Origin of the sequence: Aureimonas endophytica, assembly GCF_014642635.1 — a bacterium.
In the GTDB taxonomy this organism is placed as follows: domain Bacteria; phylum Pseudomonadota; class Alphaproteobacteria; order Rhizobiales; family Rhizobiaceae; genus Plantimonas; species Plantimonas endophytica.
Genome location: NZ_BMIQ01000001.1, coordinates 209,540 through 223,173, shown reverse-complemented (window position 1 = coordinate 223,173; position 13,634 = coordinate 209,540). Strand labels below are relative to the sequence as shown.

General features: G+C 68.2%; 12 protein-coding genes. 7 read left to right on the top strand and 5 right to left on the bottom strand.

Going from position 1 to position 13,634, the window contains the following annotated elements:
• Window positions 1-352: 352 nt before the first annotated feature.
• From IEY14_RS01075 to IEY14_RS01060, 4 genes are all read right to left on the bottom strand, one after another.
• Window positions 353-3,088 (bottom strand): valine--tRNA ligase, encoded by a 2,736-nt coding sequence (locus tag IEY14_RS01075; protein WP_188906385.1) that lies wholly within the window; start codon window positions 3,086-3,088, stop codon window positions 353-355.
• A gap of 265 nt (window positions 3,089-3,353) precedes the next feature.
• Window positions 3,354-4,295 carry a PopZ family protein gene (locus IEY14_RS01070; protein WP_188906384.1) on the bottom strand — a complete coding sequence of 314 codons (942 nt, stop codon included), beginning with the start codon at window positions 4,293-4,295 and terminating at the stop codon, window positions 3,354-3,356.
• Between the two features lie 91 nt (window positions 4,296-4,386).
• On the bottom strand, window positions 4,387-5,859 hold the full coding sequence (locus tag IEY14_RS01065; protein ID WP_188906383.1) for a TolC family outer membrane protein: 1,473 nt from the start codon (window positions 5,857-5,859) through the stop codon (window positions 4,387-4,389).
• A gap of 174 nt (window positions 5,860-6,033) precedes the next feature.
• Window positions 6,034-6,684 carry a protein-L-isoaspartate O-methyltransferase family protein gene (locus IEY14_RS01060; protein WP_188906382.1) on the bottom strand — a complete coding sequence of 217 codons (651 nt, stop codon included), beginning with the start codon at window positions 6,682-6,684 and terminating at the stop codon, window positions 6,034-6,036.
• 239 nt (window positions 6,685-6,923) lie between these two features.
• Between IEY14_RS01060 and IEY14_RS01055 the strand changes: the two genes are divergently transcribed.
• From IEY14_RS01055 to IEY14_RS01030, 6 genes are all read left to right on the top strand, one after another.
• On the top strand, window positions 6,924-7,079 hold the full coding sequence (locus IEY14_RS01055) for a DUF1127 domain-containing protein (RefSeq protein ID WP_188906381.1): 156 nt from the start codon (window positions 6,924-6,926) through the stop codon (window positions 7,077-7,079).
• A gap of 198 nt (window positions 7,080-7,277) precedes the next feature.
• On the top strand, window positions 7,278-7,619 hold the full coding sequence (locus IEY14_RS01050) for a response regulator (RefSeq protein ID WP_244639256.1): 342 nt from the start codon (window positions 7,278-7,280) through the stop codon (window positions 7,617-7,619).
• Between the two features lie 134 nt (window positions 7,620-7,753).
• The gene (locus IEY14_RS01045; RefSeq protein ID WP_188906380.1) at window positions 7,754-8,071 is read left to right on the top strand and encodes a hypothetical protein; all 318 of its coding nucleotides are present in this window, start codon (window positions 7,754-7,756) and stop codon (window positions 8,069-8,071) included.
• Window positions 8,072-8,165: 94 nt separating this feature from the next.
• Complete coding sequence (gene pabB / locus IEY14_RS01040) at window positions 8,166-9,560, top strand: aminodeoxychorismate synthase component I (RefSeq protein ID WP_188906379.1); 1,395 nt, start codon at window positions 8,166-8,168, stop codon at window positions 9,558-9,560.
• Window positions 9,560-10,156 carry an anthranilate synthase component II gene (locus IEY14_RS01035; protein WP_188906378.1) on the top strand — a complete coding sequence of 199 codons (597 nt, stop codon included), beginning with the start codon at window positions 9,560-9,562 and terminating at the stop codon, window positions 10,154-10,156. Before pabB ends, IEY14_RS01035 begins: the two co-directional genes overlap by 1 nt.
• On the top strand, window positions 10,140-11,021 hold the full coding sequence (locus tag IEY14_RS01030; RefSeq protein ID WP_188906377.1) for an aminotransferase class IV: 882 nt from the start codon (window positions 10,140-10,142) through the stop codon (window positions 11,019-11,021). The genes IEY14_RS01035 and IEY14_RS01030 overlap by 17 nt, the downstream gene beginning before the upstream one ends.
• A 15-nt stretch (window positions 11,022-11,036) precedes the next feature.
• Here the strand turns inward: IEY14_RS01030 and IEY14_RS01025 are convergent, their stop codons facing one another.
• Window positions 11,037-12,503: an HWE histidine kinase domain-containing protein gene (locus IEY14_RS01025; RefSeq protein WP_373288925.1), complete on the bottom strand. Its 1,467-nt coding sequence runs from the start codon at window positions 12,501-12,503 to the stop codon at window positions 11,037-11,039.
• Window positions 12,504-12,677: 174 nt separating this feature from the next.
• Here IEY14_RS01025 and IEY14_RS01020 point away from each other — a divergent pair, with 174 nt between their 5' ends.
• A complete protein-coding gene (locus IEY14_RS01020) occupies window positions 12,678-13,628 on the top strand; it encodes an aldo/keto reductase (protein WP_188906376.1) in 951 nt (316 codons plus the stop codon).
• The last annotated feature ends 6 nt before the right edge of the window (window positions 13,629-13,634 follow it).

The window sequence follows — 13,634 nt, the reverse complement described above, 5'->3', positions numbered from 1 at the left end:
TTATCAGCCATATGCCCCTCACGCCGCCGTGCCGATGATGCCCCCGCATCGATCCGTGGCGGCTCAGCAAGCCCTTGAAGACGTGGGCGTGCTTTATGGCGGCATAGGGGCAATTGCCCTGCCCCGCCATCCCGCCAGATGCGACTTTGCAATACTGTTGCAGAACTCCCACAAGCGCTGACGAGGGGCATGCTGCGGCGGGCGCGGTCGGGCGAACTCTCTCGGGAAGTCCGGCGACTCCGTCGGTCTCTCGCCCCCTCCGACGCGCAGCGAAAGGCGACGATCCGCCACGAAAAAAGGCGGCGCGACATCGCACCGCCTTCCTCGATCAATCGGTCCTCGGACCGATTTTTCAGCCGCGCAGACGCTCGCGCGCCGCGACCAGCTTGTCGCGTTCGAGCCGATAGCCGGCGAGCTTCTCGCGCTCCTCGGCCACGACCTCGGCCGGCGCTCCGGCCACGAAGCGCTCGTTGGACAGCTTCTTCTCGATTCGCGCGATCTCGGCGTCGGATTTCGCGATCGCCTTGCCCAGCCGTTCCGTCTCGGCGGCGATGTCGATCATGCCTTCCAGCGGCAGGGCGAAGACCTCGGCGCCGAGAACGATCTGGACGGAGGCGGGCGGCGGCGCCTCCGCCATTTCGATCGTGGCGAGCCGCGCCAGGCGCCGGAGCGAGGCGCCCTGCCCTTCGAGCCGTCGCCGCGCTTCCGCGTCCGGCTGGACCGCGACGAGGCGCGCCTCGGTGCCCGGCGGCACGTTCATCTCGGTGCGCACCGAGCGGATCTGCGAAACGAGATCGACCAGCCAGTTGATGTCGGCGGCGGAAGCCTCGTCGCGATAGTCGAGACCGGGCCATTCGGCATGGCAGAGCAGCGTCCGACGCGGCGCCTCGGCCGAGGCCGTCACCGTCCAGAGTTCTTCCGTCAGGAAGGGCATGAAGGGATGCAGCAGCGCCAGGACCTGATCGATCGCATAGCCGGTGACGCGGCGCGTCTCGGCCTTCGCCGCCTCGTCCTCGCCGAGATAGACCGGCTTCGACAGTTCGACATACCAGTCGCAGAGGATGTTCCAGACGAAGCGGTAGAGCGCGCCGGCGGCGTCGTTGAAGCGGAAGGCCTCCAGCGCCTCGGTCGTCTCGGCGATCGCACGGGACAGCTCGGTCAGCAGCCAGCGATTCTGCGGCAGGGTCAGCACCGCCGGATCGACCGCCTCGCCATGGCGCACGCCGTTCATCTCGGCGAAGCGCGTGGCGTTCCAGAGCTTGGTGCCGAAATTGCGGTAGCCCGCGATGCGCTGCGGATCGAGCTTCACGTCACGGCCCTGCGCCGCCATGATCGCCAGCGTGAAACGCAGCGCATCGGCGCCGTATTCCTCGATCAGCTCCAGCGGATCGACGACATTGCCCTTCGACTTCGACATCTTAGCGCCGTGCTTGTCGCGCACGAGCGCATGCACATAGACCGTGCCGAAGGGCTCCTCGCCCATGCAGTGGAGGCCCATCATCATCATCCGGGCGACCCAGAAGAAGATGATGTCGAAGCCGGTGACGAGGACGCTCGTCGGATAGTAGGTCGAAAGTTCCGGCGTCTTGTCCGGCCAGCCGAGCGTCGAGAACGGCCAGAGGCCCGACGAGAACCACGTGTCGAGCACGTCCTCGTCGCGCGTCAGGAAGCCGTCGCGGGCGGCCGGGTCCTCGGCCAGACGCCGCGCCTCGGCATCGTCGATCGTGCCGTTGGTGACGTAATGGGCGAGCGCCGCGGCCACCGCCTCCTCCTCGCTCGCCGCGACGAAGATCTCGCCGTCCGGCCCGTACCAGGCCGGGATCTGATGGCCCCACCACAGCTGGCGCGAGATGCACCAGGGCTGGATGTTCTCCATCCATTCGAAATAGGTCTTCTCCCAGTTCTTGGGGACGAAGACCGTGCGCCCCTCGCGCACGCTGGCGATGGCGGGCTTCGCCAGCGTCGCGGCATCGACATACCATTGGTCGGTCAGCATCGGCTCGATGACGACATTGGACCGGTCGCCGAAGGGCTGGGCGATCACCTTCTCCTCGATGCCGCGCAAGAGGCCGAGCTCCTCGATCTCGCGCACGACCATCTCGCGCGCCTCGTAGCGGTCGAGGCCGGCGAAGCGCGCCGGGACGTTGTTCTCCGGCGTCGAGATCATGCGCGCCTCGGCATCCATCAGCGCGATGAGCGGAATGTCGTGCCGGCGCGCCACCTCGAAATCGTTGAAGTCGTGCGCGCCGGTGATCTTCACCGCGCCAGTGCCGAATTCGGGGTCGGGATATTCGTCGGCGATGATCGGGATCAGGCGCTCGGCGATCGGCAGCCGCACCATGCGGCCGACGAGATGGCGATAGCGCTCGTCCGAGGGATGGACCGCGACGGCCCCGTCGCCGAGCATCGTCTCGGGCCGGGTGGTCGAGATGACGATCTCCGAGACGCCGTCCACCGGGCCGTCCGCCAGCGGATAGGCGAAGGACCACATCTTGCCGGGCATCTCGCGCTGCTCGACCTCAAGATCGGAAATCGCGGTCTGGAAGACCGGGTCCCAGTTCACGAGGCGCTTATCCTTGTAGATGAGCCCCTTGCGATAAAGGTCGACAAAGACTTGCCGAACGGCCCGCGAGAGACCCTCGTCCATGGTGAAGCGCTCGCGCGTCCAGTCGCAGGACGCGCCGAGCCGGCGAAGCTGGCCGAGGATCATGCCGCCCGACTCGCCCTTCCACTGCCAGACGCGCTCTACGAAGGCCTCGCGGCCCATCCGCCGGCGGCTCGGCTCCTGGCGCTCCATCAGCTGGCGCTCGACCACCATCTGCGTGGCGATGCCGGCATGGTCCATGCCCGGCTGCCAGAGCACGTTCTTGCCGCGCATGCGCTCGAAGCGCACCAGCACGTCCTGCAGCGTGTTGTTCAGCGCATGGCCGATATGGAGCGAGCCCGTGACATTGGGCGGCGGGATGACGATCGAGAAGGGCTCGGCGCCCGGGCGCGCCCCGGCGCCCGCCCGAAAGGCCGCCGCCTCGTCCCAGCGCTCGGCGATACGCGGCTCGATCGCGGCCGCATCATAGGTCTTCTCGATCATCCTGGCGTCCGGCTGGGCCCGTGGCCCTCTGGCAGATTCACTCGATGCGTCCAGCGGGTTCCGGCCCGGCGCCGCGCGGCCTCGCGGCCGGATGCGGCGACGCCGCTTCCCGCCATGACACCCGCCGATGCCGAGATCCGCCAGCCGAAAGGCCGGCGGGCAGTTCCCGCTGGACGGATCGGAACGCGCGGCAAGCCCCGCGCGCGACGAAGCGCCGGGTTAAGCCGAACCTTTCGGGACTGTCAACGCGTTCGCGGCGCGGGCCTCAGCGCCGCGGACCGCGCGCGATCCGCTCGATCTCCTCGCGCACCAGGCGCTCGACGATGCGCGGCAGGTTGTCTTCCAGCCATTCCTGCAGCATGGGCCGCATGATGTCGCGCGCCATGCCTTCGAGATTGCGCATGTGCCCTTCGCGGATGGCGTGGGCGAGATCGTCGAAGGCGGCGGCGACCTGATCGCCCGCCTGAGCGGAAAGCAGCGCCGAAGCGCCCTCGATGACCGATTCCGGCATCTCGATGGGAACGGAGGGGCGCAGGCTCGGCATCGCAATCTCCGAGGGCGAAGGGTCGGCATCGGCGGTAGAATTCAAACGACCGGCACCGAGCGAGTCGCCGCGCAGCTCGGCCTCGAAGGCGGCATCGTCGAACTCGAACGAGAAATCCGTCGGCGCGGTCGCGCCTTCGATCGCGGCACCCTCGGCCGCGCGAAGGTCGGACATGTTCTGATTCTCGGCCGTCCGCAAACCCTGCGCCTCCAGCGGCGACGCTTCTTCCGAAGCCCAGGCGATCGCGGCGACCGGCGGCGGATCGAAGTCGGCGACGCTCGGGCGCAAATCGTCCCAGTTCCCCGAGGTCGATGGCGGGATTTCGGCGCCGGCCTCCGGCGCGGCGGCATGATCGGCCGTCTGCGACGCGACGGATGGCGATTCGGCTGCGGTTTCGGCGGGCTGGAGATAATGCACCGAGGTCGGAGCGGCGGGCGACGCCAAGTCCTCGGCCTCCGGCTCCGCCGACGCCGCGGCGCGGGTTTCGACGGCATGCGAGGTGGCCGCCTCGTTTCTCGGAGGAGCGACACGTTCGTCGCCGCTTTCGATGATCCGGCGAATCGACGCCAGGATCTCGTCCATCGACGGTTCCTTCAATGAATTTGCGCTGCCCATCACGATGATCCGAGACCGCGGCGGCTCAAGGCCGCTCGCCGAGTTCATGGAGGCAGTCTAGCCCGAATGCGCTAGCGCAAGAAGACCGGCGCGCGGCGATCCACGGCTATTCCCGGTAGACCGCCGGCAGGACTTGATTTCAGCGGCCGTCCGGGGTGCGCGTGCCGCCCCACTTGTTCTTCACGGCCTTGTAGTGCTCGTTCGGATCGTAGATCTTCGCGTCGAGCTTCAGGCGCGCGGCCGACAGGCGGCCGATGGCCGAGGCCAGTGTATAGCTCGTCACCACCTCGTCGCGCTGCGCGCCGGCAAGCAGAATCTGCGCGGTGATGACGTCCGCCTGGGCGTTCAGGACGTCCAGCGTCGTCCGCTGTCCGACATTGCGCTCCTCGATCACGCCGTTGAGCGCGAGGCGGGCGGCGCGGACCTGGGCGTCGTAGCCGGTCACGTTGGCGAGCGCCGCCTGGCGCGCGGCCCAGGCGGAGGCGACGGCGGCGCGGACCTGATCGCGCGTCTGGTCGACTTCGATCTGGCGCTGGCCGAGCGTTTCCTTCGCCTGACGGATCTCCGACGCGCGCAAGCCGCCCTGATAGATCGGGATGGTGAGCTGCGCCGCGACGGTGCCCTGCACGGTGTTGCTGGTCAGCGTGTCGAGCTGGCGTACGCCCGGCAGGCCGTTGGCGAGCGTGCTCACCGTCGTGTTCGGATCGCTGCTCGACGTGGCATAGGTGTCCTGCGCCCGCGCCGTGAGGCTCAGCTGCGGAAGAAGGCGGCCCTCGGCCGACTTCACCTGATAGGCGGCGGCATCGACCGCGAAGAGCGTCGCGAGAATCGCCGGATGCTCGCGCTGCGAGATGTTCGTCGCGTCGAGCACGGTCCGGGGCAGGATCGTCGCGCCGATCGAACGCCCGGGCTGGAGATCGCGGGGGGCGTCTCCGACGAGCTGGAAATAGGTCGCCTCGCTGGACGCCACCTGCGAGAGAGCCGAGTTCAGAAGGGCGGTCGACAGGGCGCGCTGCGATTCGGCCTGGGCGACGTCCGTGCGGGTGCCCTCGCCGACGTCGAAGCGGGCCTGGGCGGCGCGCACCTGCTCCTCGAGGAAGGCAAGGTTCTGCCGTCGCAAGGCCGCGATCTGCCGATCGCGCAGCACGTTCATATAGGCCGAGACGACGTCGCTCAGCGTGTTCTGCTCGGTATTGGCGAGGTTCTGCTGCGCCGCCTTCACCTGGGCTTCGGCGGAGCGGATGTTGTTCGGCGTCTGGAACCCGTCGAAGATCGTCTGGTTCAGCTCAATGCCGCCGGAGAACTGGTTGGTGTTCTGCCGCTCGCTGCGCAGATTGTCGCCATTCGTGGTGCGGGCGAGCGCGCTGGTCGCGGCGCCTGTTCCCGACACGAAAGGGCGCAGGCCCGATTTCGCCTGGGGCACGTATTCGTCCGTCGCCCGAAGCTGGGCGCGGGCGATGTTCAGCGCCTGATTGTTGCGATAAGCGCGCGAGAGCGCACCGGAGAGCGTTTCCGCATCGGCGGCCGTCGAAAGCGAGAGCACCGACACCGCGGCCAGGAACCGCACCAAGTTTCTCAGACGCAAGGTTCCATGCTCCGGCAAATCCTTCATTCGAAACCCTTTATCCGGGACTTCGAACCCCCTTCAGACCCGAAACTCGAACGATGGTCCGGCCGAGCGCGATCTGTCCAAAGCTATCGTTAGCATTCCTTGCGCGGAACCGATGTGGCTTGAACATCACGCCCTGCGCTTTTTCCGCATCGGTAGACAATCAACCGCATGAACTCAGAAGACAAATTGCGGCGGACGCTCGAATCCCGGCAGCATCGGCAGGCTGCAGTTGAAGGCGAAGCGGTTGGATACACCGCCGCCTTCCTTTAGGTAAAGGCGCGCGGTGGCCGCATTGCCGCGCCCTTCCACCACGACCATGCGGCCGTTCTCAGCCAGCTGGTCGTAGAAGAGCACCGGCATATCCTCGATCGCGCCTTCGAAGATGATCCGGTCATAGGGAGCGCCGGTGGTCCAGCCCTCGCGCAGGGCGCCCTTCACCACGGAAACATTGGCAGCCCCCAGCTCCGAGAGCGCCGAGGAAGCGCTTGCCGCGAGGTCTTCGTCCTCTTCCAGCGCGGTGACGGATCTCGCGAGAGGCGCCATCACGGCGGCGGCATAGCCGCAGCCCGCGCCGACATCGAGCACCGCGTCGTCCGAGCGGATCTGCAGCAGCTGCAGAAGGCGGGCGAAGGAGGACGGCGCCATCAGGCGGCGACCGTTCGCCAGCGGCAGGTCCTTGCCGATATAGGCGAGCGCCTTCTGCCCTTCTGGGACGAAAGCCTCGCGCGGAACCGTCAGAAAGGAGCGCAGGACGTCCCAGTCGGTGACGTCCTCCGTCCGGATCTGGTTGTCGACCATCGTCGTACGGGCGTGCGTGAAGTCCATTTGCCGATCGGCCTGCTCGATTTCCCCAACTCGTCAATAGTGGCGGGCCGGGGGCGGCGCAAGGCGCTTGGGGTCGAAGGCGTCCTCACCCTTAGCAAGCACGAAGAGATGAACCGAAGATGAAGCGCGCCGCTCGGCTGGCATGCGGATTCCGCATAACTGCCGTGCAGGGTTTGCACTTAATTTGTGCAACGCCGCACACTATCTGAGCAGCATCAGTTCGTTCGAAAGACGCAGCGATGTTTAACTCCTTCACCACCCGCCTTCGTCAGTATCGCGATCACCGCAAGACCGTCAGCCTCCTGTCCAGCATGGACGACCGCCAGCTGTCGGATATCGGCGTCAATCGCGGCGACATCGAGCTGGTCGTGCGTCGCGGCCGCTTGGCCTTCTGAACGCATCGATCGCTCCGCGATCATCCGCATGTGACGGTGAAGGCGGCCCCTCGGGCCGCCTTTCGCATGTCCGCACCCCTTCGCCCGCATCCCATTTGCGTTGGATTGCATCTTGCCTTGCCGGAAGATTGCCCACTTAGTGACGCGATGACGGATGTCGCCGACAAACCTCGCGCATCGCCCCCCGCGCGCATTCTGGTGGTGGACGACGACGCGCTCGTCGCCATGAGCCTCGTATCCCTCCTGGAGGATCTCGGCCACCATGTGGTCGAGGCGACTTCGGGCCGGCAGGCGCTCGGCCATCTGGAGGACGGGGCCGCGATCGACCTCGTGATCACCGACCAGTCGATGCCGGGCATGACCGGCACCGATCTCGCCCGGCAGATCGCCGCGATTCGCCCCGGTCTGCCGGTAATGCTGGCGACCGGCTATCGCGACGTCCCCGACGGATCGGACCTCAACCTGCCGCAGCTCTCGAAGCCCTATGATGACGAGCTCGTGGCGAAGCTCGTGACGGCGGTCCTGCAAGGCCGGTCCTGAAACAAGCCGCCGAAAGACACGCCCTGGTAAGCCCTGTCCTTTATCGGACGGGGCAATGACATCGGCCGGCCGGCCCCTCGTTTCGACGGGGTGATCGCGGACCGCCTTTCGTCGCCAACCGGCGGAGAAGCGTCTTGAGGTTCGTCCCCTGTCTTCTGCTGACCGGCCTCGCCATCCTCGCCGGCTGCGAGAGTCCCGACCTGCTACACCGGCGTGCCCATGCCTATCGGACGGTCATGCGCGTCGCGGCGCCGACCGTGCCGGCGGCGGAGCCCGAAGGGACGGCTCGCCCGGCGCCGGCAGCTGCCATCGGCCGGAAGACGCCATTGCCGAGTTCGACATCCGACGAACTCCGGCTCGGTTCGGCCGGCCGGGTCGTTCTGCCGGCGATCGAGGCGCCGCCCGTCATCGACGTCGCGCCCGGCCGGGACGTGTTGCGACGCGAGGAGTGATCGACGCGGCGCTGTTTCACGGCGGATGATCCGACTTGCCGCCATGCCGCCCCCGTGCCAATCCGAGACAGGTCGGCGGGAGGCTGTGAACGGGATGCGGCAGCGCGAACTCGGTTGCGAGGAGGCGATCGCCGTCGCGGACCGTCTGGCCGCGTGCCCGGGCTTCGCCTTTCTCGACAGCGCGGCCGCGTCCGGCGGGCTCGGCCGGTATTCGTTCATCGGCATAAAGCCTTTCGCCCGTTTCGCCGTGCGCGACGGCCGTGCCTTCTGGAACGGAACCCCGCTGCCGGGCGCGCCGCTTGATGCGTTGCGAGACGCGCTCGCCCGGCACCGCCTGCCGCGCGCCGATGGTCCGGTGCCGTTTCGCGGCGGAGCGATCGGCGGCATCGCCTATGATTTCGGACGGCGGCTGGAGCGGCTGGCGGAACCGGCGGAGGGCGCGGGCGGCGACGAGATGGACTTCGGCTTCTACGATCTCGTCTTCGCCGTCGACCATTCCGAGCGCCGCGCCTGGCTCTTCTCCTCCGGCCTGCCGGAAGCGGAGGGAGCGGCGCGGGAAGCGCGGGCCGAAGCCCGGCTCGCGGAAGGGCTGGCGCTGCTGCGCGAGGCTAGGCCCGCTAGGATTACGGGCAGCCGGTCGGTCGGTCCCTGGCATTCGAACTTCACGGCGGAAGGTTTCGCCGAAGCCGTGGCACGGGTCCAGGCCTATATCCGCGCCGGCGACATCTATCAGGCCAATATCGCGCAGCGCTTCGAGGCGGCTTTGCCGGCCGGCTTCGATCCCTGGGCCTTCTACAAGGCGTTGCGCCTCGTCAATCCGGCGCCTTTCGGCGCCTTCCTCTCCTTCGGCGACCGCATGATCGCCTCGGCCTCGCCGGAGCGCTTCCTGTCCTGCCGCGACGGCGCCGTGGAAGCGCATCCGATCAAGGGCACGGCGCGGCGCTCGCCCGATCCGGCCGAGGATGCCGCCCTCGCGGCCCGCCTCGTCGCTTCGGAGAAGGACCGGGCGGAAAACGTCATGATCGTCGATCTCCTGCGCAACGACCTGTCGAAGGTGGCGCGGCCGGGCAGCGTGGCGGTGCCGAAGCTCTGCGAGTTGCAGAGCTTCGCTTCGGTGCATCACCTCGTCTCGGTCGTCACCAACCATCTGCGCGACGGGCTCGGCGCCGCCGATCTTCTCGCCGCCGCCTTTCCGGGCGGCTCGATCACCGGCGCGCCCAAGCTGCGGGCGATGGACATCATCACGGAACTCGAAGGGGCGGCGCGCGGGATCTATTGCGGCGCGATCGGCTATCTCGGCTTCGACGGCGACCTCGATCTCAACATCGCTATTCGCACGGTGACGCTCGATCAGGAGCGCGCCCGCTTCCATGCCGGCGGCGGCATCACCCTCCTGTCGGAGCCGGAGGCCGAATATCGCGAAACGCTCGCCAAGGCGGAGGGCATCTTCGCCGGCTTCGTGGCCCATGCGGTGGAGCGGCCCGGCTGATGCTCCTCGTCATCGACAACTACGACTCCTTCGTCTTCAACATCCTGCGCTATTGCGCGGAACTCGGCCATGACAGCCGCATCCGGCGCAACGATCGCATCACACTTGCCGAGATCGAGCGCCTGCGGCCGAGCGCCATCCTCATTTCCCCCGGGCCCTGCTCGCCGGACGAGGCCGGCATCTCGCTCGACCTCATCCGCGCCTTTTCGGGCCGCATTCCGATTCTCGGCATCTGCCTCGGCCATCAGTGCCTCGGCACCGCCTTCGGCGGGCGCACGGTGGCCGCCCGCGTGCCGATGCATGGGCGGGCGACCCCGATCCGCCATGGCGGCGACGGGCTTTTCGCCGGCCTGCCCGACCCGATGCACGTCGGCCGCTACCATTCGCTGATCGTCGAGCCGAGCGCCGCGATGGCCGAGCATCTCACCGTCACGGCGACCTCGCCCGAGGGAGAGGTGATGGCGCTCGCCCATCGCCATCATCCGAGCTTCGGCGTGCAGTTCCACCCGGAATCGATCCTGTCCGAAGGGGGCCACGCACTTCTGGGGAATTTCCTGATGATCGCGGAACGGTGGAACCATGCCCATCTGGCTTGACGGCGAGCGGTTCGAGACGGCGCGCGTGCCCTTCGATCTCGGCGATCGCGGTCTCCTTCTCGGCGACGGCGTCTTCGACACCGCGCTGGTGGCGAATGGCCGCGCCGTGTTCCGCGATCAGCATCTCGCCCGGCTCGAAGCGGCCTGTGCGGCGCTCGCCATCCCCTTCGATCGCGCGGCGGCCGAACGGGTGATGGATGCCGCGGCGGCGGAAGCCGGCGCGGGTTCGCTTCGCCTCACCGTGACGCGCGGCGCCGGGCCGCGCGGTCTGGCGCCGCCGCCCTCGCCCCGCCCGTCCATGATCGCGACCTTCGCGGCCGGCGCGCCGCTCGTCGCCTTCGCGCCGATCCGGCTGCGCCAGACGGCGATCCGGCGCAACGAGACCTCGCCCTTGTCGCGCCTGAAGACGCTGAACTATCTCGATGCCGTTCTCGCCGCCGGCGAGGCACGGCGGGAGGGCTTCGACGAGGCGCTGTTTCTCAATAGCCGGGGCCGCGTCGCCTGCGCCGGAACGGGCAATCTCTTCGCCCTGACGGCCGGACGGCTCACGACGCCACCCTTGGCCGATGGCGTGCTGCCCGGCATCCTTCGGGCCGTGCTTCTCGACCTTGCGCCGCGTCTCGGCCTCGCGGTGGCGGAAGCGTCCCTTGCCCCCGCCGAACTCTTCGGCGCCGAGGCCGTCTTTATGACCAACAGCCTGCGGCTCCTCGCGCCGGTCGCGGCGATCGATGCCCGCGAGTTCCCGTCAAGCCGCGTTCACCCGGATCTGCGGCGCCTTGCGGAAGCGTTGGCGGACGCCGTCGCCGAGGATTGCGGCACGGTTCTCCTCACGCCGGACGCGATCGCCGCCCGCTTCGCGACCTGAAACCGCGCGTCCGGCTCAGCTTTCGCTCTGCATCAGACCGTCCATCGGCGCGTCGACGGTAAAGACGAGGCCGGACGGGCGATAGTCGAGCTTCGCCTCGCCGCCGATCTCGCTCGCCAAGGCCCGCTCGATCAGCCGCGTGCCGAAGCCGCGCTGCTCCGGCGGCGTCACCGGCGGACCGCCCGCCTCTTCCCAGTGCAGCCGCAGGCGGGCCGGTTCCCCGGAGCCGCCGGCCGACCAGCGCAGGGCGACCGTGCCCGTCTCGCTGGAGAGGGCACCATGTTTCACGGCATTCGTCGCGAGCTCGTGCAGCGCCATCGAGATCGCCAGCGCCGGCCGGGGCGGCAGGCGCACCGCCTCGCCGTCCAGCCGGATACGCTCCCGGCTCTCGTCGATGAAGGGGCGCAGCGTCCGTTCCACGATGTCGCGCATCGAGGCGCCGCTCCAGCTCTCGTCCGTCAGCACGTCATGGGCGGCGGATAAGGCGCGGATCCGGGCATCGGCCGCGTCGCCCGCCTCCTGCACCGAACGGCCCGACCGCAGCGACTGGCGCACGATCGACTGGACGGTGGCGAGCGTGTTCTTCACGCGGTGATTGAGCTCGCGCACCAGAAGGATGCGATGTTCCTCCGCGCGCTTGCGCTCGGTGATGTCGAGCGAGACGCCGCCCATGCTGAGCCGCTTGCCTTCCGCGTCGAGGCTCGTGCGGCCACGGATCTCCACCCAGCGCGTGTCGCCCGCCGGCGTCGCGATGCGGAACTCCACGTCGAGATCGCCGCCGTCGGCTTCCGCGACCGCCGCGTCCCAGCGCGCCCGATCGTCGCCCTGGATCGCCGCCCGCAGATCCTCGTAGGCGAAGCCCTCGGCGGCGCGGCGGCCGAAGATCTCCTTGCAGATATTGGAGGCGACGAAGCGCATCGTCACGAGATCGAGCGTCCAGGCGCCGAGCCGTCCGGCATGGAGCGCAAAGCGCAGCCGCTCCTCGCTCTCGGTAAGATCGACGATCCGGCGACGGATCTCCGATTCCAGCGTCGCCTGGTCGAGTTCCAGCCGCTGCAGCCGCTCGCGCTCCGGCGTCACGTCATATTGCGAGGCGAAGAAATAGGTCGGCTCGCCGCCGTCGAAGACCGGCGAGACGAGCAGGCGGTTCCAGAAGGTCTCGCCATTCTTCTTGTAGTTGAGAAGGTCGATCTCGATCGGCACCAGATCGGCGACGGCCCGGCGCAGGCGCGCCACGTCCTCACGATTCGTGCCCGGTCCTTGCAGAAATCGGCAGTTGCGACCGAAGATCTCCTCGCGCCGATAGCCGGTCAGCTTCTCGAAGGCGTCGTTGCAGAAGATGATCGGATTGTCCGGCAGGCGCGGATTGGTGATCAGCATCGGCATGCGCGTGGAGCGCACGGCCGCCGCGAAGGGATCGGAGCCGTCGCTCAGCCCTGCCAGTTCCGACTGGATCCGCCGTTCTTCGCGCTCGTCCTGCAATCCGGTCTCTCCCGACGAAACGAGGCCGGCGCCGTCGTCCGGCGCCTCGGCTTCCATGCCATCCGCCCGGAACGCGATCAAGCGGCGCGGCACGGTCCTGCCATCCGCGATCGCTGTCCTATCCTTTTTGCCGCAGCCCGGCCGAGCGGCCGAAGGTCAGAAAAGGACAGTTCCATGCGGATGCGTGAATTGGGATCATCGGGTCTCGCGATCGCCCCCATCGTCTTCGGCGGCAACGTCTTCGGCTGGACGATCGACGAAGGGCAGAGCTTCGAGCTGCTCGATGCCTTCGTCGATGCCGGCTTCAACGCCATCGACACGGCGGACGTCTATTCCCGCTGGGTGCCCGGCAACGAGGGCGGCGAGTCGGAGGCGATCATCGGCCGCTGGCTGAAGGCGAATCCGGACAAGCGCGACAAGGTGCTGATCTTCACCAAGGTCGGCTCCGACCTCGGCGGCGACCGCAAGGGCCTCTCCTCGCGCTGGATCGAACGGGCGGTGGAGGATTCGCTGCGCCGCCTCCAGGTCGAGACGATCGATCTCTACCAGTCGCACTGGCCGGACGAGAACGCGCGCTATGCGGATACGCTCGCCGCCTACGATCGGCTGATCAAGGCGGGCAAGGTGCGAGCGATCGGCGCCTCGAACCACGACGCGGCTCAGCTCGGCGCGGCGCTCCGCACGGCCGACGAGACGGGCCTGCCGCGCTACGACGTGATCCAGCCGGAATACAATCTCTACGATCGCGACCAGTTCGACGGCGCGCTTCGCGATCTCGCCATCCGCGAAGGCCTCGGCGTCATCACTTATTTCAGCCTCGCGTCCGGCTTCCTGTCCGGCAAGTACCGCTCGAAGGCCGATCTCGGCCAGTCGCCGCGCGGCGAAGGCGTCGCGAAATATTTGGACGGTCGCGGCCTGTCGATTCTCGCCGCCCTGGACGAGGTCGGCGAGCGCCGGAACGCCAGGCCGGCGGAGGTGGCGCTCGCCTGGGTCATCGCCCGCGAGGGCGTCACGGCGCCGATCGCCAGCGCCACCAGCCTGACGCAGCTCGAAAGCCTGCGCCGGGCGGCCGAGCTGTCGCTCACGCCGGAGGACATCGCCCGCCTCGACGGCGCAAGCGCCTGACGGCGC

What these genes read in the sequence shown, in the direction of transcription:
- pabB (WP_188906379.1), top strand. Translation starts at nt 8,166, where the DNA reads ATGCGGCAGCGCGAACTCGGTTGCGAGGAGGCGATCGCCGTCGCGGAC.
- IEY14_RS01065 (WP_188906383.1), bottom strand. Translation starts at nt 5,859, where the DNA reads ATGAAGGATTTGCCGGAGCATGGAACCTTGCGTCTGAGAAACTTGGTG.
- IEY14_RS01075 (WP_188906385.1), bottom strand. Translation starts at nt 3,088, where the DNA reads ATGATCGAGAAGACCTATGATGCGGCCGCGATCGAGCCGCGTATCGCC.
- IEY14_RS01020 (WP_188906376.1), top strand. Translation starts at nt 12,678, where the DNA reads ATGCGGATGCGTGAATTGGGATCATCGGGTCTCGCGATCGCCCCCATC.
- IEY14_RS01070 (WP_188906384.1), bottom strand. Translation starts at nt 4,295, where the DNA reads ATGAACTCGGCGAGCGGCCTTGAGCCGCCGCGGTCTCGGATCATCGTG.
- IEY14_RS01030 (WP_188906377.1), top strand. Translation starts at nt 10,140, where the DNA reads ATGCCCATCTGGCTTGACGGCGAGCGGTTCGAGACGGCGCGCGTGCCC.
- IEY14_RS01060 (WP_188906382.1), bottom strand. Translation starts at nt 6,684, where the DNA reads ATGGACTTCACGCACGCCCGTACGACGATGGTCGACAACCAGATCCGG.
- IEY14_RS01035 (WP_188906378.1), top strand. Translation starts at nt 9,560, where the DNA reads ATGCTCCTCGTCATCGACAACTACGACTCCTTCGTCTTCAACATCCTG.
- IEY14_RS01055 (WP_188906381.1), top strand. Translation starts at nt 6,924, where the DNA reads ATGTTTAACTCCTTCACCACCCGCCTTCGTCAGTATCGCGATCACCGC.